General features: G+C 62.8%; 27 protein-coding genes. 15 read left to right on the top strand and 12 right to left on the bottom strand.

The features are described 5' to 3' along the window. Positions 1 to 24: 24 nt before the first annotated feature. From IGS60_RS06005 to IGS60_RS05985, 5 genes are all read right to left on the bottom strand, one after another. On the bottom strand, positions 25 to 1,104 hold the full coding sequence (locus IGS60_RS06005; RefSeq protein ID WP_230503017.1) for a TIGR03118 family protein: 1,080 nt from the start codon (positions 1,102 to 1,104) through the stop codon (positions 25 to 27). A gap of 107 nt (positions 1,105 to 1,211) precedes the next feature. Further along, positions 1,212 to 1,976: an ABC transporter substrate-binding protein gene (locus IGS60_RS06000; protein ID WP_070292299.1), complete on the bottom strand. Its 765-nt coding sequence runs from the start codon at positions 1,974 to 1,976 to the stop codon at positions 1,212 to 1,214. After that, the gene (nadC, locus tag IGS60_RS05995; RefSeq protein ID WP_070292298.1) at positions 1,976 to 2,842 is read right to left on the bottom strand and encodes a carboxylating nicotinate-nucleotide diphosphorylase; all 867 of its coding nucleotides are present in this window, start codon (positions 2,840 to 2,842) and stop codon (positions 1,976 to 1,978) included. The genes IGS60_RS06000 and nadC overlap by 1 nt, the downstream gene beginning before the upstream one ends. Next, positions 2,839 to 3,972 (bottom strand): quinolinate synthase NadA, encoded by a 1,134-nt coding sequence (gene nadA / locus IGS60_RS05990; protein ID WP_070218383.1) that lies wholly within the window; start codon positions 3,970 to 3,972, stop codon positions 2,839 to 2,841. Before nadA ends, nadC begins: the two co-directional genes overlap by 4 nt. A 210-nt stretch (positions 3,973 to 4,182) precedes the next feature. Then, entirely contained in the window at positions 4,183 to 5,781 is a 1,599-nt protein-coding gene (locus IGS60_RS05985; RefSeq protein WP_034756044.1) for an ABC-F family ATPase, read from the bottom strand. Between the two features lie 210 nt (positions 5,782 to 5,991). Between IGS60_RS05985 and IGS60_RS05980 the strand changes: the two genes are divergently transcribed. From IGS60_RS05980 to IGS60_RS05970, 3 genes are all read left to right on the top strand, one after another. Then, positions 5,992 to 6,540: a DUF2939 domain-containing protein gene (locus tag IGS60_RS05980; RefSeq protein ID WP_230503016.1), complete on the top strand. Its 549-nt coding sequence runs from the start codon at positions 5,992 to 5,994 to the stop codon at positions 6,538 to 6,540. A 74-nt stretch (positions 6,541 to 6,614) separates the two neighbouring features. After that, positions 6,615 to 7,286 carry a hypothetical protein gene (locus tag IGS60_RS05975; RefSeq protein ID WP_230503015.1) on the top strand — a complete coding sequence of 224 codons (672 nt, stop codon included), beginning with the start codon at positions 6,615 to 6,617 and terminating at the stop codon, positions 7,284 to 7,286. Positions 7,287 to 7,334: 48 nt separating this feature from the next. After that, on the top strand, positions 7,335 to 7,781 hold the full coding sequence (locus IGS60_RS05970) for a GNAT family N-acetyltransferase (protein WP_070218386.1): 447 nt from the start codon (positions 7,335 to 7,337) through the stop codon (positions 7,779 to 7,781). A gap of 59 nt (positions 7,782 to 7,840) precedes the next feature. On the opposite strand, the gene IGS60_RS05965 is transcribed toward IGS60_RS05970, so the two are convergent. Beyond that, entirely contained in the window at positions 7,841 to 8,533 is a 693-nt protein-coding gene (locus IGS60_RS05965) for a DUF3334 family protein (protein WP_070218387.1), read from the bottom strand. A 306-nt stretch (positions 8,534 to 8,839) separates the two neighbouring features. After that, complete coding sequence (locus IGS60_RS05960) at positions 8,840 to 9,097, bottom strand: DUF1488 family protein (protein WP_070218388.1); 258 nt, start codon at positions 9,095 to 9,097, stop codon at positions 8,840 to 8,842. A 294-nt stretch (positions 9,098 to 9,391) separates the two neighbouring features. On the opposite strand from IGS60_RS05960, the gene IGS60_RS05955 reads away from it, so the two are divergent. The 11 genes from IGS60_RS05955 to IGS60_RS05905 all read left to right on the top strand — a co-directional run bounded on the left by IGS60_RS05955 (position 9,392) and on the right by IGS60_RS05905 (position 17,100). Beyond that, positions 9,392 to 9,709, top strand: coding sequence for a hypothetical protein (locus IGS60_RS05955; RefSeq protein WP_230503014.1), 318 nt, complete (start codon positions 9,392 to 9,394; stop codon positions 9,707 to 9,709). Positions 9,710 to 9,831: 122 nt separating this feature from the next. Then, entirely contained in the window at positions 9,832 to 11,502 is a 1,671-nt protein-coding gene (locus IGS60_RS05950; RefSeq protein WP_230503013.1) for a DUF6138 family protein, read from the top strand. Positions 11,503 to 11,613: 111 nt separating this feature from the next. Beyond that, positions 11,614 to 12,303, top strand: coding sequence for a hypothetical protein (locus IGS60_RS05945; RefSeq protein ID WP_230503012.1), 690 nt, complete (start codon positions 11,614 to 11,616; stop codon positions 12,301 to 12,303). Between the two features lie 25 nt (positions 12,304 to 12,328). After that, a complete protein-coding gene (locus tag IGS60_RS05940; RefSeq protein WP_230503011.1) occupies positions 12,329 to 12,655 on the top strand; it encodes a hypothetical protein in 327 nt (108 codons plus the stop codon). Positions 12,656 to 12,761: 106 nt separating this feature from the next. After that, entirely contained in the window at positions 12,762 to 13,403 is a 642-nt protein-coding gene (locus IGS60_RS05935; protein ID WP_070218393.1) for a hypothetical protein, read from the top strand. 85 nt (positions 13,404 to 13,488) lie between these two features. Further along, positions 13,489 to 14,361, top strand: coding sequence for an alpha/beta hydrolase (locus tag IGS60_RS05930; RefSeq protein ID WP_230503010.1), 873 nt, complete (start codon positions 13,489 to 13,491; stop codon positions 14,359 to 14,361). 95 nt (positions 14,362 to 14,456) lie between these two features. Further along, entirely contained in the window at positions 14,457 to 15,311 is an 855-nt protein-coding gene (locus tag IGS60_RS05925) for an undecaprenyl-diphosphate phosphatase (RefSeq protein WP_230503009.1), read from the top strand. 59 nt (positions 15,312 to 15,370) lie between these two features. After that, on the top strand, positions 15,371 to 15,940 hold the full coding sequence (mntP, locus tag IGS60_RS05920) for a manganese efflux pump MntP (RefSeq protein WP_070218395.1): 570 nt from the start codon (positions 15,371 to 15,373) through the stop codon (positions 15,938 to 15,940). 95 nt (positions 15,941 to 16,035) lie between these two features. Next, the gene (locus tag IGS60_RS05915) at positions 16,036 to 16,242 is read left to right on the top strand and encodes a hypothetical protein (RefSeq protein WP_070300249.1); all 207 of its coding nucleotides are present in this window, start codon (positions 16,036 to 16,038) and stop codon (positions 16,240 to 16,242) included. 233 nt (positions 16,243 to 16,475) lie between these two features. Further along, on the top strand, positions 16,476 to 16,781 hold the full coding sequence (locus tag IGS60_RS05910; protein WP_070218397.1) for a hypothetical protein: 306 nt from the start codon (positions 16,476 to 16,478) through the stop codon (positions 16,779 to 16,781). A 73-nt stretch (positions 16,782 to 16,854) separates the two neighbouring features. Further along, positions 16,855 to 17,100 (top strand): hypothetical protein, encoded by a 246-nt coding sequence (locus IGS60_RS05905; protein WP_230503008.1) that lies wholly within the window; start codon positions 16,855 to 16,857, stop codon positions 17,098 to 17,100. Between the two features lie 7 nt (positions 17,101 to 17,107). Here the strand turns inward: IGS60_RS05905 and IGS60_RS05900 are convergent, their stop codons facing one another. Further along, positions 17,108 to 17,329: a hypothetical protein gene (locus IGS60_RS05900; RefSeq protein WP_070218399.1), complete on the bottom strand. Its 222-nt coding sequence runs from the start codon at positions 17,327 to 17,329 to the stop codon at positions 17,108 to 17,110. 146 nt (positions 17,330 to 17,475) lie between these two features. On the opposite strand from IGS60_RS05900, the gene IGS60_RS05895 reads away from it, so the two are divergent. After that, positions 17,476 to 18,189, top strand: a complete 714-nt coding sequence (locus IGS60_RS05895) for an SOS response-associated peptidase (protein ID WP_230503007.1) — start codon at positions 17,476 to 17,478, stop codon at positions 18,187 to 18,189. Position 18,190: 1 nt separating this feature from the next. Here IGS60_RS05895 and IGS60_RS05890 read toward each other — a convergent pair whose 3' ends face one another. The 4 genes from IGS60_RS05890 to IGS60_RS05875 form a co-directional block, all read right to left on the bottom strand. Further along, the gene (locus IGS60_RS05890; RefSeq protein ID WP_230503006.1) at positions 18,191 to 19,351 is read right to left on the bottom strand and encodes a DUF418 domain-containing protein; all 1,161 of its coding nucleotides are present in this window, start codon (positions 19,349 to 19,351) and stop codon (positions 18,191 to 18,193) included. Positions 19,352 to 19,386: 35 nt separating this feature from the next. After that, entirely contained in the window at positions 19,387 to 20,304 is a 918-nt protein-coding gene (gene ldcA, locus IGS60_RS05885) for a muramoyltetrapeptide carboxypeptidase (protein WP_230503005.1), read from the bottom strand. 32 nt (positions 20,305 to 20,336) lie between these two features. Then, positions 20,337 to 21,254, bottom strand: a complete 918-nt coding sequence (locus tag IGS60_RS05880; protein ID WP_230503004.1) for an alpha/beta fold hydrolase — start codon at positions 21,252 to 21,254, stop codon at positions 20,337 to 20,339. 268 nt (positions 21,255 to 21,522) lie between these two features. After that, a complete protein-coding gene (locus IGS60_RS05875; protein WP_230503003.1) occupies positions 21,523 to 22,677 on the bottom strand; it encodes a hemin-degrading factor in 1,155 nt (384 codons plus the stop codon). Positions 22,678 to 22,721 lie beyond the last annotated feature (44 nt).

Here is a 22,721-nt window from a genome sequence, read left to right as displayed (position 1 = left end):
TGCGCGCGCACGGGGACGTTGCTTCTACTTCAAATCGATGCGCCCGTATTGCCCATGCGCCTCATCATCCGGCCCGGCCGCATAGAACAGCGTATTGACGGGCTGGCTGTTGAGGCCATTGCCGAAGGCGATGCCCCACAAGCCATCGATCGCCAGCGGCGTGCCATCCGTCTTGAGCAGCACGCCAGCGGCGGTACCCGTGTCGGGGTCATAGGCATTGATCTTGCCATCGCCAAAATTCCCTATCAACAACATATTGCTGGCCGTGCCGAAATCGGCGGGCGCCAGCGCCATGCCCCATGGCGCATTCAGGGCGCCGCCGCTCACCAGCCGCTTGATCAGTGTGCCGCCCGTGTCATACACGTTCACGATACCGAGGCCGGCGCCTGCCTCTTCATCGTCGCCGCTGGCTTCCCGCTTCGCGTAGGCGACATAGATGCGCTCGCCAATGGCCTGGATGCCGAACGGCGCATAGCCAGCCGGCAAGGCGGGGTCGCCGAATGCGCCAGGCAGGGCGACCCTGGCGAAGCCAGCATCGAAGACGTCGACGCGCCCGTTGTGGAAATCGGCCGCATACAGGTAATTGGCGCCCGCATAGCGCGAAATGGCCAGGCCCTTGTAGACGCTGCCGCCTGCGCTGCCGTCGAACACGACCAGGGCCGTCGTCGGGCTGACCGTGGGCGACCAGGCGGAAATAGTCCCGCTTTCGCTGGCGAAGATGAAGGGGCTGGGTGCCGTCACGCCGTTCTGGCTCAGCTTGAAGTCCTGCGTGCCGTTGAAGACGATGCCCGTGGGCCCGGCCGGCGTGCCGACCACCAGCGACTGCGGCACGCCGTTGCCATCGTACAAAGTGGACTTCGCCGTGCCATTCGCGGCCACCCAGACGAAACCGCGTGGGTTGAAGGCCACGCCCCAGGCGTTGACGAGGCTGGGGTCCGTGTGCGCGGCCGGCACGGCGGGCGTGTCCGACACCAGGCTGGTGGCCGCATAGGCGCTCACGGCCGGTGGATGGTGATGATGGCCGCCGCCGCAGGCAAACAGGGCCGCGGCCAGCGCAATGGCGAAACCGGTGCAGATCAGTTGCTTGATGCGGTGCGTATCCATGGCATTCCCCTCGGCGTGATGGGCAGTATTGTGCTGCCTGCTTTCAGGGTAGAACCGGGCCATGGAGCATGCTTGAGGCGTGTCAAGCGCGGCAAAGATAGCCAGTGTCAGGGTATGCTGACGTCGTAGCGCTTGCCCAGTCGTTTCAATTCGCCCGTCTCGATCAGGTTATTCAGTTCCTGGTCGAACTGCAGCCGCAGCCTGTCGAAAGCGGGTGAGCGTGGATAGGCAAAATAGCCGTTTTGCAGTTCGATGATTCTGGGCAGCGGTTTCACCTGGCGGCCATAGCCGAGACGGGCGATGACGGGGTCGGTATTGCGGCGGTTGCTGATGAACACGTCGACGTGGCTGTGCACCAGCATCTTCAAGCCATTTTCCACATTGTTGGCCACGCTGACCTGCAGGCCGGGCCGCACGCGCTCCCAGTCCGCGCCATAGGCCCAGCCATTGAGCAGCACCACCCTGCGGTTCTTCAGCGCAGCGTAATCGCCATCCCAGCCGAAACTGGCGTCCTGGCGCGTATAAAAGACCATCTGGTCCTGGTAGAAAGGCTTGTCGGAAAACGCCATGCTGGCGATGCGCTCGGGCGTCTTGTAGGGACCGATCAGGATATCGGCCTGGCCCTGCACCAGCATGGCTTGCGCGCGCGCCCACGGCACCATGCGAAAACGCACGGTGTTACCCGTGCGCGCCGCCATCACGCGCAGCAGTTCCGCGCCCAGGCCGCCGTATTCGCCGCTGTCCTGATATTCGAACACGCGCTCGAACTGCGCACCCACGGCCAACAGCTCGCGCGCCGGCGCCGGCAAAGGCACGGCAAACGCCGGCCACAGCAGCGCCAAGGCCAGCAGGCGCCGCCCCGCTCTTCTCATCAGCCGACGATGCGCAAAGAGTAATCGGTGGCCCGCACGTCCTTCGTCAGGCTGCCGATCGAGATGCGGTCCACGCCCGTTTCGGCGATGGCGCGCACGGTGTCGAAGTTAATGCCGCCCGACGCTTCGAGCAAGGCGCGGCCGTTGGTGAGGGCCACGGCCTCGCGCATCATGTCGTTGCTGAAGTTATCGAGCAAGACGGAGACGGCGCCCGCGTCCAAGGCTTCCTGCAATTGCGCCAGGGTTTCCACCTCGATCTGCACGGGCACGCCCGCATCGAGGTTGCGCGCGTTTTCCAGTGCCTGGCTGACGCCGCCGGCGGCCGCGATATGGTTTTCCTTGATCAAAATGCCGTCGTACAGGGCCAGGCGCTGGTTCTTGCCGCCGCCCACGCGCACCGCATACTTTTGCGCCAGGCGCAGGCCCGGCAAGGTCTTGCGCGTGTCCAGGATGGACGCCTTGGTGCCGGCGATCACATCGACATACCGGCGCGTGGCCGTGGCCACAGCCGACAGCAGCTGCAGGAAATTGAGGGCGCTGCGCTCGGCCGTGAGCAAGGCGCGCGCCGGCGCTTCAATCGTGCAGACGACGCTGTCGGCCGTCATCATGTCGCCTTCGGCGTAATGCCAGGCAATGTCGATGCTGCGGTCCAGGCTTTTCATGATGCCTTCGAACCACGGCGCGCCGCACAGCACGGCCGCTTCGCGCACGATGACACGGGCCGTGACGATGTGGTCGGGCGGCACCAGCTCGCCCGTCAGGTCGCACTGGCCCACGTCTTCCAGCAAGGCGGCCAGCAGATTGCCCTCGAACGCGCGCGCCAGGGCCGGGTCAAAGGGAGCGAAAGAATTAACGAGGGTACTCATGCTGGACCGATTCCTTGGAACAATGTGGTTTCTTTTGCCAGGTCCGCACCCGGCTTGAGGCCCGCCTTCTTGGCGGCGGCGAAGTCGAGCATGCGATTGATCGAACGCACGGCCAGCTGGCCGACGGCGGGATCGACGTGGATTTCGTTGTGCATGTTTTCCAGCGTTTGCGCCAGGTTCAGCAAGCCGTTCATGGCCATCCACGGACAATGCGCGCAGCTTTTACAGGTGGCGCTGTTGCCGGCCGTGGGCGCTTCGATGAAGCGTTTACCTGGCGCGGCCGCGCGCATCTTGTGCAGGATGCCGTTGTCGGTGGCGACAATGAACGTGTCCGTGTCCATGGTTTGCGCTGCCGCAATCATTTGCGACGTCGAGCCCACCATGTCGGCCAGGGCCACCACGTTGGCGGGCGACTCCGGATGCACGAGCACCTTGGCTTGCGGATACTCTTCCTTGAGCAAATCGAGTTCGATGCCCTTGAATTCGTCGTGCACGAGGCAGCTGCCTTGCCACAGCAGCATGTCGGCGCCCGTTTCCTTCTGGATGTAGGAACCCAGGTGCTTGTCGGGCGCCCACAGGATTTTCTTGCCCTGCGCATGCAGGTGGGCAACGATGTCGAGGCCGATCGACGACGTCACCATCCAGTCCGCGCGCGCCTTGACGGCCGCGCTGGTGTTGGCATAGACGACGACCGTACGGTCCGGATGGGCGTCGCAGAAGGCCGTGAATTCATCGACCGGGCAGCCGAGGTCGAGCGAGCAAGTCGCGTCGAGGTCGGGCATCAGGACGGTTTTCTCTGGACTGAGGATCTTGGCCGTTTCGCCCATGAAGCGCACGCCGGCCACGACGAGGGTCTTGGCCGGATGGTCGCGCCCGAAGCGGGCCATTTCCAGCGAGTCGGAGACGCAGCCGCCGGTGGCTTCGGCCAGGTCTTGCAGGTCGGCATCTACGTAATAGTGGGCAACGAGCACGGCTTCGCGCTCGATCAGCAAGCGCTTGATGCGCGTGATCAATTCGGCTTTTTCAGCCGGGGACGGTGTCGCTGGCGTGCGTGCCCAGGCGTGGGCAGTGCAGCTGGCTCCGTCTTGTGGATGTTCGTACTCGACGGATTTGATGGCTAAAGTTTGCATGGCTGTGTCAAACAAAAACGGGATAGACCGGCACGATTGCAATGAAGCAGGTGCGCCGGAACGAATGAACCGCGGCGCGTCGGTGTGGTGCTCGGTGGTTTGCCTTGTAATGTCGGATTACGCTACGCTAATCCGACCTACATGGCCTGCCTACTAGCGTAGGTCGGATTAGCGCACAGCGCGTAATCCGACCCAACGTGAGCGTATCAATTAATCGATACCCTGGCTCTTCAGGTAATCCTCGTAATTGCCTCGGTAATCGACCACTTCATCTTCCTTGATTTCGATGATGCGGTTGGCCAGCGAGGAAACGAATTCGCGGTCATGCGACACGAAGATCAGGGTGCCCGCGTATTTTTCCAGCGCGATGTTCAAGGATTCGATCGATTCCATGTCCATGTGGTTGGTCGGCTCATCGAGCATCAGCACGTTGTGGCGGCCCAGCATCAGCTTGCCGTACATCATGCGGCCCTTTTCACCGCCGGACAGTACCTTGACGGCCTTTTTCACATCGTCGCCGCCGAACAGCAAGCGGCCCAGGATGGAACGCACGGCCTGGTCGTCGTCGCCCTCTTTCGTCCACTGGCCGATCCAGTCGGTCAGGTTCGTGTCTTTGGCGAAATCTTCCGTCGGATCTTGCGGCATGTAGCCGACGTTGGCGTTTTCCGCCCACTTCACGCGGCCCTGGTCAGGCTGCAGGCCGGCGATATCGCCCGCGATGCAGCGCAGCATGGTGGTCTTGCCGGCGCCATTGGCGCCGATGATGGCGATGCGCTCGCCCGCTTCGACCATGATGCTGAAGTTCTTGAACAGCTGGCGATCAAAACCTTTCGAGATATTCTCGACTTCCACGGCCAGACGGTGCAATTTCTTTTCGCCGTCGAAGCGCACGAACGGATAGGCGCGCGACGATGGCTTGATGTCGTCGACCTTGATCTTTTCGATCTGCTTGGCGCGCGACGTCGCCTGGCGGGCCTTCGATTTGTTCGCGGCGAAGCGGCGCACGAATTCCTGCAGTTCCGCAACCTTGTCTTTCGCTTTCGCGTTGTTGGCCAGCTGCTGGTTGCGCGCCTGCGTCGAGGCGAACATGTATTCGTCGTAGTTGCCCGGATAAATCTTCAAGGTGCCGTAATCCATGTCGGCCACGTGGGTGCACACCTGGTTCAGGAAGTGGCGATCATGGGAAATGATGATCATGGTGGAGTTGCGCTCGTTGAGCACGTCTTCCAGCCAGCGAATCGTGTTGATGTCCAGGTTATTCGTCGGTTCGTCGAGCAGCAGGATGTCCGGATTCGAGAACAGCGCCTGCGCCAGCAGCACGCGCAGCTTCCAGCCTGGCGAGACATTGCTCATCGGGCCTTGATGCAGGTCAATGGCGACACCGGCGCCCAGCAGCAGTTCGCCTGCGCGCGATTCGGCCGTGTAGCCGTCGTATTCGGACACTTTGCCTTCCAGCTCAGCCGCCTGCATGTAGTCGTCGTCCGTCGCTTCCGGGTTCGCGTAGATCGCGTCGCGTTGCTGGATGGCGGCCCACATTTCCGTATGGCCCATCATGACGACGTCGAGCACGCGCATGTCTTCAAACGCGAACTGGTCCTGGCGCAGCTTGCCCAGGCGCTCGTTGGTGTCGAGCATGACGTTGCCGCCCGACGGGTCCAGGTCGCCGCCCAGGATTTTCATGAACGTCGACTTGCCGCAGCCGTTGGCGCCGATCAAGCCATAGCGGTTGCCGTCGCCGAACTTGACGGAGATATTCTCAAACAATGGCTTGGCGCCAAACTGCATCGTAATATTTGCTGTAGAGAGCATGTGATATTGGGTCTTTATTCAGTTAAAACAGCTAGTTAAATACTTTTCTCCCATTATACAGCACCCACCCTCATCACTCTATAGCGGTCCGCCGAGGGCGACCGGAGCACATGCGGAGAAATAATGGCAAGAAAATATGATTGCCGTATTTTAATTTAACGGATACGCTGCGGGGCATCCGTTTCCACCCCTCCATCTCACAGGCTTCACTTGAAAAAAATCACCATCGCCGCGGCCCTGGCCGTCATTGCCATCGCCGCCACCGTCTACGCGTCGCCGTACTATGCCTTGCACCAGATCAAGACCGCCCTGGCCGAGCGCAATGCCGAGGCCCTGGCCGGACACGTGGACTTCCCCGCCCTGCGCGCCAGCGTCAAGACGCAGCTGGAGGCGAGCATGGCGCGCAGCATCGCAGCGACCGCCGGCAGCGATAACCCGCTGGCCGCGCTGGGCCAGTCGATCGCCGGCGCCATGCTGGGCAAGATGGTCGATGCCATGGTCTCGCCCGCAGGTGTCGTCGCGCTGGTCAACAAGAGCGCCGTCAGCCCGCAAGCGGGAGCCGCAGGCGACGCGGACGCACCCGCCGATGGCGCCCGGAAAAAAGCCGCGTATTCCGCAGGCTACGCCGGCCTGAACACCTTCGTCGTGCGCGCACAAGACGGCAATGCGCAGGACGGCGCACTGGTCCTGCAGCGCCATGGCGTGTGGGGCTGGAAGCTGAGTTCGATCGAGATTGCGTCGGCGATGGCCGCACGTTAAAGGAAAGGAACGCGCATGCGCAGGCGATCTGAGACACAATGCGTGTCATTTTGCCTCGGATTGCAGGAAATTTCATGCTGAAACATACGGCTTTATCGCTGGCAATGGCCCTGGCCTGCGCCACGCCATTGGCCCACGGCCTCGATGGCACAGCCGGGAGCAGCCACTCCGTTGCCTCGCGCATGCAGGCGGAAACGTCCAGCGCGGCCGACCCCGACGCCCCCGCGCCACTGCCCGTGCCCAGCGATATCTCGCTGGCCGAACTGGAGCGCCGCCTGGCGCTGGGCCAGGCGCAAACCGCCGAAAAACACTATGCCAGCGCGCTCGATCCGGCCGTGCTGAGTACCTTGGCGCAGCAGATGGGGTGCCACGATATCGCCGGCGTGCATCCGTTCGGCTTGCCGCTCGATCAAGCGCAGCCCACCGTGCTGAGCGGCGCCCACCTGCTGGCCCGCTGCCCGGACCGCGCTTACGTGACGATCACGGCGATGTCGATGGCGGGCAAGGCGGGCAAGCGCGCCTCCCTCAACCCGCAGGCGTTCAGGCACACGGTCGATGGCCGGCCCGCGCGGCGCCTGTATTACAAGGCGCCCAACGGCCGCCAGAAGGAATCGCTGACCATCATCGATGGCAGCTATGCGTATGCGCTCGAATACTGGTCGCTCGATGACAGCCAGCACAGCGGCATGGTGGGCACGCACCGCATGGAAACATTGACGTTGCCGCAACAAGACGGGCAAAAATAGCCGAAATACTGTATATTCATACAGTTACTAGCTATTTTCCTGCCCGCCATGCCCGCCAACCAGCAGCACGCCTTGCCCTACACCATTTCCGTCAGCGCCACGATCGATGCGGAGGTCGAGCAAACCATCCTCGACGGCTTGAACGCCTACAACGATGCGATCACGGGATACCAGGACAGGCAGGTGTTGAGCGTGGTCGTGCGCGACCGCGACAGCCAGCGCGTGCTGGGCGGCGCCATGGGCCGGACCTCGCTGGGCCTGCTGTTTCTCGATTTGTTTTATCTGCCCGCCGCCTTGCGGGGGCTGGGACTGGGCAGCCAGGTACTGGCGCAGTTCGAGGAGGAAGGCCGCCGGCGCGGCTGCGCCTCGGCGGTGCTGTACACCATCAGTTTCCAGGCGCCCGAATTCTACGAGCGCCGCGGCTGGCGCCGCTTCGGCGACATCGCCTGCAGTCCCGAAGGCACGAGCCGTATCTTCATGAGCAAGACCTTGTAGGCTGTCAACGGCAGCGGCCGGCGGCAAACCGGCCGCCAGCCGCTCTCCGATACCGCTGCTTACATGCCCAGCGATTTGAGCAGGTCGGCGTTGTCGTCGTCTTCCGGTTCCGCCGCAGGCGCCGGGGCGGCGTCGCGTTCGCGGTTTGCATACTCGCTATCCATCAGCGAATCGGCGTCGATTTCGCGCGAATCGAAATCGTGCAGCTTGATGAACTCGGTACGGTCGATCGCCAGTTCCAGATAGAAAATATTATTCTTTTCCGTATAGAAAGTGACGCGGCGCATTTCCGGGCGGTCCAGCGGCGTGTCGACGCTGAGCATCACCTGCTTGTTCAGCACCAGCATCTTCGGCTGGCTCTGGGTGATGTTCGTTTGCAGCTCGCGCCGCACCTTGCCCGTGAAGTCGCCGACGATCTGGTTCATCAGTTCGCCCATGATGTTCGACACTTCGTCCGACGTGTAGAAGCTGGCCAGCTCCGACTTCGGCATACCCATGTGCAACATGTAGCGCTCGTAGATTTCCATCGCCGTATCGGCGGCGAAATTGAGCACCACCAGGCCCGTGAAACCGCCATCGAACATCACGAAGCAGCCGATGTCGGGCTTGAGGCCCGTCTTGGTGATGCGCTGCACCATGCCTGAATAATTGACCTTGCTTTGTGTTGCCACGTTGAGCACCCGAACCACCGAGTTGCACAAACTCATCAACAAATCTTCTGTACCGTACACAACATCCTTTTCTGCATCCATGAGCAACCTCTCCTACTATTTTAAAGATGACAGCACTGTTCCCTGCCCGCCGCGAGCCGAAACATGACAGTTTCGCTCAGCAAGCGGACGACTTCACCTTTGCATGCCTGACCTTGCGTGGCAGTGCGCGCCGCGATGCCGCCGGCCCGAACCGCCCTCTTACCTTTTTCTGTATAGAAATAAGTATCAGATGCGCAGAATACCGAGATGTAACATTTCCGTCCAGCCATACCTGCATTTACTTGACGATCTGTGCGGAAATACCATAGCTGGCCAGGACACGGGTGCAGGCAGAAGAAATAGTAACTAAAAATCAAGTGCGCGCAAGACGACGCTGCTGACCAGCAGATCGCGGCTCAGGTAAGCGAAGGCGCGCTGGCCGATGCGCAGGCGGTGGCTGTCGAAGATGTCCAGCAAGTTGCCGCCCTGCTCCTGGTCCAGGCTGTGCAAGGCCGTTACGGTGATGCGGCAGGTCTTTTCCGCCCCGAAGACGGACAAATGGAAGCGAATGGCATCGCCCGCCGGCTCGAGCGCGATGCTGTCGCGCAGAATTTCATAGGGCATGGTCTGGCATCCCGCTGTGCGTATGGTCCACCGCCCCCCGGCACCACCTGACTGACGGAATCGCCGAACAACGACGCTCAAGCTCGGCGCGGTTTTCTGCTAGGAATAAATGCATCATGACGTGTACGGCAATCTCAATGATCAATAACAAGCAAGCGTAGCGCGACGGCTCGTCAACTACCGTCTGTTACCGTACATATTCAACCGCGCGCCTGCCTTGGGGCCGTGCGGCGCACGTCCCGGCCCTCCCCCTGTGCTATTGTCGTCAGGTACATCACCAGGCAGGAGCCATGCATGAGCAACATCGTTACCAGCGTCTCGTTCCGCTACATCGATCCGCGCCACAAGGAACCGGGCCCCAGCCGGGAATTCATCAACCAGAACATTCTGCTGCCGCCGGGCGCCCATCTGCCGCGCATGGGCGAAGCGATCGAACTCATGCACTGGGACTTGAACCGCGACATGAAATCCGGCGTGTATTCCGTGCTGTTCGTCCACACGCGCATCGCCTTGTTTGATGGCAACGACAAGCCATCGGGCTGGCACACCACGATCACCGTGGGCCCGCAGTCCGACGAAATCGACCCGCGCTTCCTCACCGCCCCCTCGTGACAACCGTGCGGCCCTTGTTGCGGCCAGGCCCGACCACCTAAAATAGTGCTTTATATCAAACATGATCGTGACGGCAGCCGGTGGCACCGTCACGTGCAATGCAGGGAAAGACGACGATACAGATGAGCAATCTTGTAGAGCAGGCAACACAAGAAATGACGGCGGCAATCGAAGCGTGGTTTGCCGAGCGCCTCAAGCGTACCGACCTGGAAGCCGCCGTGAAGCGGACTACCTTGCAAATGGGCGTTTTTAACGATTTCCTGCTCGACTACAAGCCGGGACGCACCACGGCTGACGATTTCCATCTGGCCGAGGCCGATGATGTCGCACCGAGGACACCTTCGCGCCTCGACGAAGCCGTCGTGCGCGACACCATCGCGCCCCGGCTGGCAGCGCTCGTGCGGGCGAAGCTGGAAACACTGGCCGACACGCCCTTCGTCGATTACCGCTTCAGCTTTCGCGGCAAATTCCAGACGGCGCAGGGCATGCTGCACCTGAACCTGCTCGAGTATGTCAACGCAGGCAAGCGCACAAGCTTGCTCGAGCACATACACAGCTACGTCACGCAAAAGCTCGAGCATGGCAACCGCCCGACGAAAAAGCTGGAAACCTTCTTCCTGGCGCGCCACCTGCTCGATCCCCACCTGTTTCCCCAACCCGATATCGCCTGGACAATCGCCCAATTCGAGCGCATCGAGCAGCTGAACAAGTCGCGCCCGCAAGCGCTGGCCGAACACCGCAGCGATATCATCCAGGCCGTGTCGGCGTGGGCGGAAAAGCAGTTCCTGCCGCAGTTCTACGACGTGCAGCAATCGAGCTACCGCAGCACCGAATACACCTTGAAGACGGGCGCGGCGCTTGACAAGCAGGCGCTGGCGTCCATCGACCTGCTGCTGTATGGCGCCGTGATGATCTTGCGCCACGAACCGAGCTACGCCAAGTCGACGGGCGTCAAATTCCTCGACATCGCGCGCGAACTTGGCAGCGAACGGGCCGTGCGCATGCTCAAGGAAGGCAGCGGCACTTTCGCGCCCGACGCCGTCCACCTGAAAAACGCGCAGCTGGAATGCCGCGCCAACGACGTGTTTGCCACGATCAGCATCGCGATTGTCCGGGAAGAGGAAGAGGCGTATGCGCAGGCGCTGGCCTTCATCACGCATTTGCTCAACAACGGTTTCCCGAAAAGCTGCCAGATCAAGCTCAAGTCCAAGGTCAAGCAGTACCTGCCGATCAAGGGACTGGCGAAATCCGATACGCATCGCTTCTTTGCCAACGCCCTCGCCTATCCCGCCCTGCAGCCGCAGCTGGAAGCGTATGCGCGCGCCGCCATCGAGCAATTCGAATTCTATGCGGACACGGAAGGCGAAAAGAATTGCATGCCCGGCAGCTACGCCACGTTCGGCCTGGGCCTGCTCGATGCGCGTTATTTTCCGCTGGTGCAGCACTACATGGCCTACGTCGACGAGGAACACCAGTCCGTGCAGGACCAGTTCACGGCGGCCTTTGCCGAGCAATATGGCGTCACGCGCGACTCCGCCCCCGTGCTGGCCGCGTGCCTGCGCGCCTGCACGGACAACGCAAAGGTCAAGATCCAGGCGGAACTGGAAGAGGTGGAGAAACTGGAACTGTTCTGCCAGCAACTGCAAGGGCTGGAAGGCTATCTGGTCGAGCACATGCTGTATCCCATCTGGGGCAAGCTGGAAAAACTGGCTACCCTGGCGCGCAAGGCGCAAGGCCGGCGCAAGGAGCTGCTGCTGGCCTTGCTGGAAGCGGCCAGCAAGGCGGACGCCTGAGGTGCGCAAGCTTCTGTGCGCAACGTTATGACTTTTACCATCTATAATGCGCGCGCCATAGTTGCTATAAAGCATTTTTTGGCGCCTGACATTGAATCGTGGAGAAAATACATGCACCAAACAGTAGCAACATCGCGCACTGCCCTGCTGGCGGCAGCCTTGGCCGCCGCCATGGCGTTGGCCCAGCCCGCCATCGCTGCGGAAACCGCCGTGGAACTGGCGCCCGTCGACGTGGCCAACCTGTACATCAAGACCATCATCAACCATGATGAAGCGAGCGTCGCCCAGCTCAATGCCTACCTGCGCCCCACGCGCCTGGCGGGCCAGCAATCCGCCGAATATGCGTCGTACAGCGGCTTGAAGGAAACGGATGCAATATTCCCTGCAAAGACGGGCAAGCTGATCGCCGACCTGTTCCCTGCCGCCATGCGCGCGGCCGTCACGCCGGCCGCCGAACAGCTGGCCGCCAATGTCATCGCCGCCATGAATGGCGCCGCGTGCCAGGCCACCAAGGCGGCCCCCGTGACGGTGGAAAACGGCATGCAGACGGCTGCCGTCAGCTTCGAATGCCAGGTCGTCAAGGTGCCCGTGGCATGGGCGCCTGCCGCCCAGCAACTGGCGAAGAGTGGCTGCAAGGTCGAGCAATGCAAGGCAGGCCTGCAAAAGATCGCCGCCACCTACACGAGTTCGCCGAAGCAGACGTGGCGCGCCGTGTTCGCCGTCAGCCGCGAAAAGAACTCGGAAGCCTGGCGCAACGATTTCGCCCGCGAAACCTTCGATGAAATATGGGAATACCTGTAATCCCGACCTCGTTTAGAATGACTGGATGGATAAATTGACACCGGTACCACAGCCTGAGGGCCTGGCCTTGCTGCGCTTGATCGACCCCGACCATGTGGAAGGCGCGGTGGTCGCGCAAGCACTGGCGCAAGACTTGCCTGCCCTGCACGCCAGGCAATTGCTGGCGCTGCTGCGCCGGCTGCGTGCCGCGCAATCGAATCAGCAGGATTATGCGGGCGCCAGCCCGGCGCAGGCCGAACAGCAGTTCGGCGCCGCCATCGCCGCCGTCAAGGCGGAGCTGGCCACGCGGCCGCACATTCCCAACAAGCAGGAAGCCAAGGCCCTGCGCCAGGCGGCGGCAAAGAGGCGCTGAATGAGGCGCAAGCCGCCCGCCAGCAAGGCCGTTTCGTGTGGGCAAGGACGCCAGCCCCCTCCTATAATCGGAGACTCTCCTGTTTCCGCTCTTGAAAGGCATCCCCATGTCCACACGATTTTCCCGCCACGTAGCCGGCTGCGCCATCCTTGCCGTCGGCGGCCTGGCCGCCATGCAGGCGGCCCATGCCCTGGAGACGGGCCCCATCGACGCGCGCGCCGTGTGGCAGGAGCGCTCGCTGTCGGCTTGCCGCAGCGAACAATCGCCCACGGCGCCCGACGTCTGCCTGCTGCGCACCATGCAGCGCTCGGGCGCCCGTCCGCAAGCCATCGCCGCCGCCAGGATGCTGGTCAAGGCAAACAAGGCGGGCTTTATCTCGGCCTGGCGCCCGCTGGGCAAGGCGGCCCTGGCCACCGTCACCTATCCGTTCCGCGCCAACACGAATGAAGGCACCCTGCTGATCGGCAGCGATGGCGCCGCCATCGACGTCGACGAGGACTCCGTGCGCGAGGAAGACCGCGCCACACCGGCCTGGCGCGCGTTTGCCGCCGCCCACCCAGACTCTGTCCCGTTCGCCCCCGCCGACTTTATTGGCAGCACGGCGACCGCCGATGGCGGCCAGAGCGTGCTGTTTTCCACGCCCCTGATCACCTGCCACGCCTGCGCCGAGGATGGCGCACTGCTGGTTGCCTACACGATCGACAAGGCGGGGATCGTGCGCGAGCGCAAGCTATTGACGATCAAGTAAGACTGCCTCAAAGATAAGATAGAATTGCTTGGTGGCATGTCTATACGCGTACATGCCATCTATCCACTACTTATTATGGGAAAACATGCGCCGCTCTTGCCTTGCACTGCACCTCACCGCCGCCCTGCTGCTGTCCAGCTCTGTCCACCTCGCCGCTGCCGCGCCCGCCGCTACGGCTAACGCTGCCGCCAGCGCGGCCACGCCGCTCGTCATCGGCGAAAGTTTCACGATCGACTCGCAGGCGCTGAAGGAACGGCGCCACATCAATGTGTATGTGGCGCGCGCCTGGGATACGCCGCCCGACGCGCCCCTGCCCGTGCTGTACATGCCGGACGGCGGCGTGGCCGAAGACTTTCTGCACGTGGCCGGCTTGCTGCAGGTGTCGGTAGCCAACGGCACGATGCGCCCGTTCATGCTGGTCGGCATGCAAAACACGCAGCGCCGGCGCGACCTGACGGGGCCCACCGATAATGCGCAAGACCGCAAGATCGCGCCCGTCGTGGGCGGTTCGCAAGCCTACCGGGCCTTCATCCGCGATGAACTGATGCCGGAAGTCAAACGCCGCTACCGCACGACGGGCGAGACGGCCATTGTCGGCGAATCGCTGGCGGGCCTGTTCGTGGTGGAAACATACCTGCTGGAACCGCAGCTGTTCGACCACTACCTGGCCTTCGACCCCAGCCTGTGGTGGAACCAGGGCGCGCTGCCCCGTCAGGCGGCGGAGCTGCTGGCCAAGGGCAAGCCGGGCAAGCACAGCCTGTACCTGGCGTCCAGCAGCGAAGCGGGCATCGCCATCGAAGTGCAGCGCCTGTCCGACGTGCTGCAAAAGCAGGCGCCGCCCGGCTTGCAATGGCACGTGGAAAAGATGCCGGAAGAGACCCATGGCACGGTCTACCATCCCGCAGCCCTGAAGGCTTTCCGCGCCGTGTTCAAACCGCAAGAACCGGCCAGGCAGTAAGACATGGACAAACTGTAATCTGGTGAGGGGCTCATCCGCAGGGTCGGGCGGGTAAAATCGGCGGCCCTGCTTTTCCCGCCTGAGTCCCGTCCGCCATGAACTTTTTGCAATTATTTATCCTTTCCATCGTCCAGGGCTTCGCCGAGCTGCTGCCCGTGTCCAGCTCCGCCCACGTCATCATGGCGGAAAAATGGATGGGGCTGGACCCCACGTCGCCCGAACTGACCATGCTGCTCGTGATGCTGCACACCGGCACCATGTTGGCCGTCATCGTGTATTTCTGGGCATCCTGGCGCGCCACCTATTTCAGTTCGGCCAGCGCCTTCCGACGCAATGTCCTGCTGCTCGCGGCCGCCACGGCCCTGACGGGCATCGTCGGCTTCGGCTTGCTCAAGGGCATCACCCACTTCATGAGCAAGGATGCACCCGGTTTTGAAATCGAGCACCTGTTTGGCAACGCGAAACTGATGGCCGCCGCGCTGGCCGCCGCCGGCGTGCTGATCATTGTGTCATCGCGCCTGCAGGCGCGCCAGCATGGCACCTTGTCCATCGGCAAGGCGATGGTGATCGGCGCCGTGCAAGGCCTGTGCCTGCCCTTCCGCGGCTTTTCCCGCTCGGGCGCCACCATTTCCGCCGGCATCGCCATGGGCGTGCCGCAGCGCCGCGCCGAGGAATTCAGCTTTGCCCTGGCCGTCGTGCTGACGCCGGCCGTGCTGGTCAAGGAAGGCTGGCGCTTCTACCAGGCCGTGGCAAATGGCAGCGTGGATCATCTGGAACACGGCAACAGCCTCCTGCATTTGCTCGGCCCCAGCCTGCTGGGCATGCTGCTGTCGTTCCTGGCTGGCTTGCTGGCCTTGCGCTGGCTGTCGCGCTGGCTGGAACAGGGCCGCTGGCATTTCTTTGGCGCGTATTGCCTGCTGGCCTCTGCCGTGGTGCTGTACGTAGGGTAAAATCGCCGGGTTTGTCATTTGTCACTACCATCCCAGCCAGGTTTTACAGAAAGCCAACGATGAATTTCGCCGCCACCGCCGCCCTCTCCCTCGCCATGTCCACCGATGCCTTCGCGGCTGCCGTCGGCAAGGGCGCAGCCCTGCACAAGCCGCAATGGCGCGAGGCGCTGCGCACGGGGCTGATCTTCGGCGTCATCGAGGCGATCACGCCCATCATCGGCTGGGCCCTGGGCAGCGTGGCAGCGCCCTACGTGGAAGCGTGGGATCACTGGATCGCCTTCAGCCTGCTGGGCATCATCGGCCTGTTGATGATACGCAATGCCCTGTCCGACGCCGACGAGGAAGAAGCGCCGGCCCAGTCGCACTCGTTCTGGGTGCTGGCCGTCACGGGCCTGGCCACCAGCATCGACGCCATGGTCGTGGGTGCGGGCCTGGCCTTGCTGGGCGCCAATATCGTCGTCACGGCGGCCGCCATCGGCTTTTCCACCTTCGTCATGGTGACCCTGGGCGTGATGCTGGGCCGCGTGCTGGGCACGGTAGCGGGCCGGCGCGCCGAACTGGTGGGCGGCCTGGTACTGATCGTCATCGGCTGCGTGATCTTGTACGAGCATATCGGCCACCCGGCCTGAAACCCGGGCGCGCACGGCACAAGCGCCGGCGTGGACGGCAGCGCGCTTTGTGCTACATTCAATGCTCTGCATTCCTGTCTCGCAAGGTGACCATCATGGAAACTATTGAGCTGCTTTTTGCCGCGCTGGTGCGCGAAACGGCCGAATCGATACGCGACCACCACGTCCCTTTTGCCATCAAACACGATGAGCGCGCGTATTTCGAGTGGATGGATGGGCACCCGATCCATGGCTATATTCAGGAAGCGTATCGCGAGATCGAGGAAACAGCCCAACAGATCCGCGCCATTCGCGCTGGGTGAGGACGCTTGCCGCAAGCTACTGCGCGGGGGGCTTTGCGGCTGGCGATGCTCACCGTACTTATGTACGGTTGCGCTTCTCAGCCACACATCCCCTCCGCTCGCTACGCTTGCAACAAGCGTCGATACGCTAGTTGAATGCGTTCAAGGGACGTATTGATACAAATCAAACACTCTGCTGTTCGATACGCGTGGCATGGTCTGGCCCATGACAATCAGGTCTGGAGGCGGCAAACATGGATCAGCAACAAAAACACCAGATCCGGGGCTATGAATTTCATGTGGCGGGGGCGCTGGAGAAGGATGGGCGCTACCGGGGCATGATTTTGATCAGCAAGCGCGGCGATACCCTGCAGGTGTACGCCAAGCCCGTGCTGATAGAAACGCCGAGCAGTTTCAAGTCCGTGCATGCGGCCTTGATCGAGGCATCGGCGTATGCCCAGGAACTCATCTATAACGGTGCCATCAAGGCGCTGCTGCCGGCCGACGGGCCGCTGGCCGGAAAACAGGCGCCGCAGCCGCCGGATTTCGTCGGCAACTGACGCCGGCAAGCGCATCCGGCCATCCAGGGTGGCGCGTATAATGACGCGCTTTCCCGGATGAAAAATCAACACCATGGAATTTGTGAATTTACCGCTCGTCTTCCTGGTCGGCTGCGCGCTGATCGCCTTGCTGGCCAAAAAGAATGGCTACTCGTGGTACCTGTTTTTCTTTGCGATCGCCGTGCCCGCGCCTCTGTTGCTGCTGGCTTTGCCCCATGTGCTGGGCGTGGAGGCCGCGTCGCTGACCTCCGTACGGCTGGGTACGGCCCTGCTGTTCCCGCTAGCAGGCTTGCTGCTGGCCCTGCGGGGCAAGCGCTAAGGCTGTTTCAGCGTACCGGCACCCCATCGGCCAGGCGCCAGCCTACCGACAAGGCTATTTGCTGCGCCTCTTTTTCATTGCTGCAATCGTCGTAATCGCAGGTGTCCGCATATGCGCCGCACGCCTGGTTCTGGCTGATGTACGAACCGACCCAGCGGCCATCGCGGCGCTGGCTGGCCGTGGCGCTGATGATAAAGCCTTTGTGAATGGTGGGGTTTTCAAAAGACATAATTCCTCCGATGCAAAAAAAGCGTCAGGGATCTGACTGGGTTCCACTGTGCGCCACATGCTGCCAGCAGTCTGTACGTTTGATCACACTCACGAAAAGGATGCACGCCGCGCTCGCGCCTACAGGCGATCGGGTATGATTTCGGCATGTGTGGACGATTCGATCAAAATGACACGGCGCGCGTGCTGGCGTCATCCTTCGGCTGGACCGACGCGGTGTTCGACAGCGAGGCCGAGCCGCACCTGAACGTCTCGCCCGGCACGTACCGGCCCGTGCTGCATATCCAGGATGGTGTGCACCGGGTCGACGATGTCTTCTGGGGCTACCGCCCCGCCTGGGCCGCGCAAGCCGTGCCCGCCCCCGGCAAGAAAAAAATCCCCATCGCCATCAATGCCCGGCTGGAAAAACTCGCCGGCGCCTACTGGAAACCCTTGCTGCGCGCGGGGCGCGGCATCGTCTGCGTCGATGGCTGGTATGAATGGACGGGCGAAAAAGGCCGCAAGCAGCCGTGGCACATCCACCGCAAGGACCGCGCGCGCCTGTTCCTGCTGGCGCTGGCCCAGTTCGGGCCGTACAAATTCAACCGCGAGGAAGCGGGCTTCGTGCTGGTGACGGCCGACAGCCTGGGCGGTATGGTCGATATCCACGACCGCCGCCCCGTCGCCGTCAGCCTGGAAGACGCGCACCGCTGGCTAGCCCCCGCACTGACGCCCGAGCAGGCGCTGCACCTGGCGCGCACCTGCATGCTCGACGTGGAGCTGTTCGAGTGGCATGCCGTCGATAATCCGCTCGTGCCGTCCGCCAAACCCAAGGCGCCGCCGGTGTCGCCGCAAGGCGCCTTCGACTGGGGCACCGACTAACTCAGCCGGGCAAGCACGCCAGCCTGCGCCACAGCGCTTCCATCGGCCCCTGGCGGAAGTGCCGCAGCCAGTAGCGGCTGAGCAGCACCTGCCCCGCCATGATCACTATGGCCAGGCCCAGCATCTCGATGGGACGCAGCGTGGCGCCCCAGCCCAGGCCCGGCCCCTGCAGCAGCCAGGTGCCAAGCAAGGATTGCAAGAGATAATTACTCAGCGCCATGCGGCCCACGGGCGCCAGCCATGCACCGAGCCAGCGCAGCATGAAGGGACCGGCCAGCATCAGCGCCGCCACATAACCGGCCGCCAGCACGGGACCGCCGGCGAACAGGCCCACTTCGAACAGGGCCGTATCGAACACGGTTTGATACGGATAGGCCACCTGCCACGCGACGGCCCCCGCCGCCAGCAGGTTGAACGGCAAGCCCACGCCCAGCCCCACGTCGCGCACGCGGCGCCACAGGCGCTCGTGGCGCCGCGGCTGCGTCAGCCAGCCGCAGCGCACGGACAAAATGCCCAGCAAGAACAGCACGATGATGTGCGGCAGCATGACGGCGGCGTACAGCAAGGAGACGAGGAAATCGTTGGCGCGCAGCCTGGCCACGGCCCACACACTGCCTTGCGTGTAGGTGGCGTAGCGGGCCGCGAAGTTTTGCAAATCATGCGCCGTGTCCGGCGCGCCGCCCTGCTGCCCCACGGGAATGAGCAAACACATGAACAGCAGAAAACCGGCCGCCACCAGCCAGGCGCGGTTGCGTATGCGGCTCAGTTTGGCCGCTGCCAGGGGCAGGACCAGCATGCCGGCGACCGCATACGAGGTCAGCACGTCGCCGCTCCAGATGCAGAAACCATGCAGCAGTCCGAACACGAGCAGCCAGCGCAAACGGCGCCGGTACGCCGCTTGCGCCGCTTCCCAGCTGCCCAGCTGGCGTTTCAGTGAACGTGTTTGCAGGGCAAATCCGGCACCGAACAAGAAGGCGAAGACGGGATAGAACTTGAATTGCGCCAGCGCCGCCACGCCGAAAATGACGAGCTGGTCGAGCACGGGCGGCTGCGCCGGCAAGGTGCCGTAGCGCAAGGACAGCGTCCCCCAGGCAAAGCCCCAGATATTTACCAGCAAGATGCCAAACACGGCGATGCCGCGCAGCACGTCGAGCTGCAGCAACCTGCCGGGTTTGGCGTGAATAGCGTTCAGGGAGTTCAGGGGCGCGCCAGGGTCGGGTAATCGTTTACCTGCAGGCTGAAACCGGACGCATCCGATTGCAGCCGCGCCTGGCCGCCGAACGGCAAGGTGACCCGCCGGCGGATGTGGCCGAATTCGAGCCCCGTCAGCACGGGCACGGGCAGGCGCTCGCGCACGTAGGCCAGCATGACGTCGAAATCGTAGCCCCTGTCCATCGGACTCAGCTTATAGGCGGAAAAGTCACCGAGCACGACCGCATGCTGGCGTTCGAACACGCCCGCATGCAGCAATTGCAGCAGCATGCGCTCGACCCGGTACGGGTGCTCGTTGACGTCTTCCAGGAACAGAATGCCGCCGTTAATCTCGGGGAAATACGGCGTGCCGAGCAGGTGGACCAGCATGGCCAGATTGCCGCCCCACAATTTCCCCTCCACATCAACCTGCGGATTGCCAGCTGCCGTGCCCGTGACCGTGTGTGTGGGACCGGTCAGGCACGACCACAGCTGATCGAGCGTAAATTGCTCGGGCTCGTCGCGCGTAAAATCGTCGCAGATCATGGGGCCGGCAAAGCTGGCGCGGCCCGTTTTCGCCATCAAGCCCATGTGGAAGGCAGTAAAATCGCTGTAGCCGACGAACAGCTTGCGGCTGGCGGCCATGCGGTCGAAATCGATGTCGGGCAGGATGCGGCTGATGCCGTAGCTGCCGCGCAAGGCGATCACCACCTGCACGTCGGGGTCGGCGGCTGCCGCGTTCAGCTGCGTCAGGCGGCCCGCATCCGTGCCGCCGAAACGCTGGAAGCTGTGTGCGGGGTCGTAGTAGTTGTGGACGGTGGCGCCTTGCGCCTGCAGGCGGGCGATGCCGCGCGCCACGGCCGCGTCATCGGGCGCGCAACCGCCGGGCGCCACGATGGCGATGCCAATTTCAGGTGTTTTCAAAATGCCCATGCCTTCAAAAGTGGTGGGCGCGCCTAGGCTGGCTGGGAGCGCATCTGGGGCGCCATCTTACCTTGCAGATGCACATCGATCAAGGCGAGCAGGCGCTCGATCAGCTGGGGCGGCATGTCGTGCCCCATGCCTTCGATCACTTCGAGCGTGGCGCCCGGAATCAGCGCCGCCGTATCGATGCCGCAGGCGACGGGGATCAGGGGATCGGCCGCGCCATGGATCACCAGCGCCGGGCAGCTGATGCTGGGCAATAGCTCCGTGCGTTCGCCCGAGGCGGCAATGGCGACCATCTGCCGCGCCACGCCTTCCGGGCAGCTGCCCCGCTCCAGCGCCGCTTCGATGCGCTGGTACAGCAGCTTTTCCGACACCGGATAGGCGGGACTGCCGATCACGCGCACGGTGGCCGCCATATGGGCCATCAGTTCGGCGCGGCTGGCATTGCGTTTCGGGCGTTGCAATAACGCATTGCGTGCCGCCCGCGTGGGGCCGGGCAAGCCGCGCCGGCCGCTGCTCGACATAATGGAGGTCAGGCTGAGCACTTGCAGCGGCGCGCGCGCCGCCATCACTTGCGCGATCATGCCGCCCATCGACACGCCGATCACGTGCGCCTGCGCAATGCGCAGAGCCGCCAGCAAGCCCAGCGCGTCGTCCGCCATGTCATCGAGGGTGTAGGAAGTTTTCAGTGGCCAGCCCAGCAGGTTTTTCACGTAGGCCAGCGGCAGATACGGTTTGCCCGCCTGCGCCATCTTGCTCGACAGGCCGCTGTCGCGGTTATCGAAACGCACGACGCGAAAACCTTGTTCGACGATGCCTTCGACAAAGTCCGCCGGCCAGGCGATCAGTTGCATGCCCAGGCCCATGACCAGCAGCACGCACGGATCATCCGGGTTGCCGTGGCTTTCATAAGCTATGTTGAGGCCGTTCGCCATGATGGTTGCCATGATTGCCTCTCTTCAGGAACCAGCACGCAGACACGATCGCTGCGGCCTTGCAATCAGCATACCACTATTGTGCTTCAGACATGAGACCGGCACGCGGCACCCACACTGAAGTGTTGCTCTGGTCGCACATGACATAACCTACTGCGCGTCGCGACTTGCGGCCTGCGATGCTCACCGTACCTAAAGTACGGTTGCGCTTCTCGACCACAATTCGCTTCCGCTCGCTACGGTTCTGTCACGTGCTGATACTCATCAACTTGCAAAAACCTTATTTTGCCTTTGGCAGACTATCGGCCAGATCCACCCAGCTTTGCGGCTGCGGTTTGCCCCGCTCGCGCACGCCGAAGAAGGAGACCACTTGCGTGCCGTCGTTGTCGAAGAATTCGACGGACGTGACGCCGCCGCGCTTGACGACCCAGCCGCTGCGCAGGGCCGTGTCGCGGATGTGCAGGTTGAAGTCCGGGTCCAGCACATTGAAGAAGCCGCCTGCCGCCATGGTTTTCTCGATCTTGCCGCTGTATATCTGCGTCAAGCCGTCGTTGCCCAGGAAGACCATGATGGCAACCTTGTCCCTGGCCGCGTTTTCCAGCAGGGTGCGCAGCGCTTGCGGCGTCACGCGCTCGACGACGCCGGCCGGCGCCAGGCGCAGCGCCTGCTCGCGCGTCAAGTGGAATTCGCGCATGATTTGCGCAAACTGGTGCACGTCCGTCATGTCTTTCCAGGCCAGCTGGAATTCCTTGACGTCGATCTCGCTGTCCGGCTTTTCCGCCGCCTTGGGCGCCACGGCCAGCACGTTCAGTTCCGCGCTTTGCTGCGGCGCACGGAAGGTGGCCACCAATTTATCGTAGACGGCCACGCCAGGCTCGTTGCGCAGGTAGATTTTGTGCACGGCCGTGCCGTTGGCGTCAAAAAATTGCAGGCTGCGCGTCGGCTTGCCATCGCGGCCAGGCTGTTCCACGGCAAATGCGTATTTCCAGTTTTCAAAGTGGAAACGCAGGTCGATCTGGCCGCCCAGGTAGCCGCCGGCGATATTGCGCTGGCGCGCTTCCGTTTCCGGGTCCTTGGCGTCGGCCTGCTCGGACTTGTCGCCCGCCTGCTTGAACTTGCTGGCGACGCCCGTCGTTTCGATGACGCCGTTTTCATTGCGCGTGATCGCTTGCACGAGGCCCAGGTCCAGCGCGGCGCGCATGATTTCGCGCGGCTGGTTGCCGTCCGCCTGCAAGCGCGTGACGCCCTTGCCGATGTTGGTTGCCAGCAATTGCGCTTCCGACACGCCCAGCGCGCGCGCCGCGTCGCGGATCTGCAGCTTCGGCTGTTCCGTGCGCAAGGTGGACCAGCGTTCCGCCAGGGTGGCTGGGGCCGCATATGCGTTTGCAATCAGCAGGCTGCCTAGCAGGGATAGAACGAGTTTGGATAACTTCATAGAGAGACCATTCAATCAAACATGGAAAAAAAGAGGGGCAGGCG

Origin of the sequence: Janthinobacterium sp. FW305-128 (assembly GCF_020858135.1) — a bacterium.
Classification (GTDB): Bacteria; Pseudomonadota; Gammaproteobacteria; order Burkholderiales; family Burkholderiaceae_D; genus Janthinobacterium.
The sequence above is the reverse complement of the archived record's forward strand: the minus strand, read 5'-3'. Positions and strand labels throughout refer to the sequence as shown.

Excerpts from the sequence above, each read along its gene's own strand:
- nadC (WP_070292298.1), bottom strand. The coding sequence starts at position 2,842 with ATGAGTACCCTCGTTAATTCTTTCGCTCCCTTTGACCCGGCCCTGGCG.
- IGS60_RS05900 (WP_070218399.1), bottom strand. The coding sequence starts at position 17,329 with ATGTCTTTTGAAAACCCCACCATTCACAAAGGCTTTATCATCAGCGCC.
- IGS60_RS05960 (WP_070218388.1), bottom strand. The coding sequence starts at position 9,097 with ATGCCCTATGAAATTCTGCGCGACAGCATCGCGCTCGAGCCGGCGGGC.
- IGS60_RS05915 (WP_070300249.1), top strand. The coding sequence starts at position 16,036 with ATGGAAACTATTGAGCTGCTTTTTGCCGCGCTGGTGCGCGAAACGGCC.
- nadA (WP_070218383.1), bottom strand. The coding sequence starts at position 3,972 with ATGCAAACTTTAGCCATCAAATCCGTCGAGTACGAACATCCACAAGAC.
- IGS60_RS05985 (WP_034756044.1), bottom strand. The coding sequence starts at position 5,781 with ATGCTCTCTACAGCAAATATTACGATGCAGTTTGGCGCCAAGCCATTG.
- IGS60_RS05905 (WP_230503008.1), top strand. The coding sequence starts at position 16,855 with ATGGAATTTGTGAATTTACCGCTCGTCTTCCTGGTCGGCTGCGCGCTG.
- IGS60_RS05895 (WP_230503007.1), top strand. The coding sequence starts at position 17,476 with ATGTGTGGACGATTCGATCAAAATGACACGGCGCGCGTGCTGGCGTCA.
- IGS60_RS05940 (WP_230503011.1), top strand. The coding sequence starts at position 12,329 with ATGGATAAATTGACACCGGTACCACAGCCTGAGGGCCTGGCCTTGCTG.
- IGS60_RS06000 (WP_070292299.1), bottom strand. The coding sequence starts at position 1,976 with ATGAGAAGAGCGGGGCGGCGCCTGCTGGCCTTGGCGCTGCTGTGGCCG.
- IGS60_RS06005 (WP_230503017.1), bottom strand. The coding sequence starts at position 1,104 with ATGGATACGCACCGCATCAAGCAACTGATCTGCACCGGTTTCGCCATT.
- IGS60_RS05880 (WP_230503004.1), bottom strand. The coding sequence starts at position 21,254 with ATGGCAACCATCATGGCGAACGGCCTCAACATAGCTTATGAAAGCCAC.
- IGS60_RS05930 (WP_230503010.1), top strand. The coding sequence starts at position 13,489 with ATGCGCCGCTCTTGCCTTGCACTGCACCTCACCGCCGCCCTGCTGCTG.
- IGS60_RS05965 (WP_070218387.1), bottom strand. The coding sequence starts at position 8,533 with ATGGATGCAGAAAAGGATGTTGTGTACGGTACAGAAGATTTGTTGATG.
- mntP (WP_070218395.1), top strand. The coding sequence starts at position 15,371 with ATGAATTTCGCCGCCACCGCCGCCCTCTCCCTCGCCATGTCCACCGAT.
- IGS60_RS05950 (WP_230503013.1), top strand. The coding sequence starts at position 9,832 with ATGAGCAATCTTGTAGAGCAGGCAACACAAGAAATGACGGCGGCAATC.
- IGS60_RS05945 (WP_230503012.1), top strand. The coding sequence starts at position 11,614 with ATGCACCAAACAGTAGCAACATCGCGCACTGCCCTGCTGGCGGCAGCC.
- IGS60_RS05935 (WP_070218393.1), top strand. The coding sequence starts at position 12,762 with ATGTCCACACGATTTTCCCGCCACGTAGCCGGCTGCGCCATCCTTGCC.
- IGS60_RS05875 (WP_230503003.1), bottom strand. The coding sequence starts at position 22,677 with ATGAAGTTATCCAAACTCGTTCTATCCCTGCTAGGCAGCCTGCTGATT.
- IGS60_RS05975 (WP_230503015.1), top strand. The coding sequence starts at position 6,615 with ATGCTGAAACATACGGCTTTATCGCTGGCAATGGCCCTGGCCTGCGCC.
- IGS60_RS05955 (WP_230503014.1), top strand. The coding sequence starts at position 9,392 with ATGAGCAACATCGTTACCAGCGTCTCGTTCCGCTACATCGATCCGCGC.
- IGS60_RS05910 (WP_070218397.1), top strand. The coding sequence starts at position 16,476 with ATGGATCAGCAACAAAAACACCAGATCCGGGGCTATGAATTTCATGTG.
- IGS60_RS05925 (WP_230503009.1), top strand. The coding sequence starts at position 14,457 with ATGAACTTTTTGCAATTATTTATCCTTTCCATCGTCCAGGGCTTCGCC.
- IGS60_RS05970 (WP_070218386.1), top strand. The coding sequence starts at position 7,335 with ATGCCCGCCAACCAGCAGCACGCCTTGCCCTACACCATTTCCGTCAGC.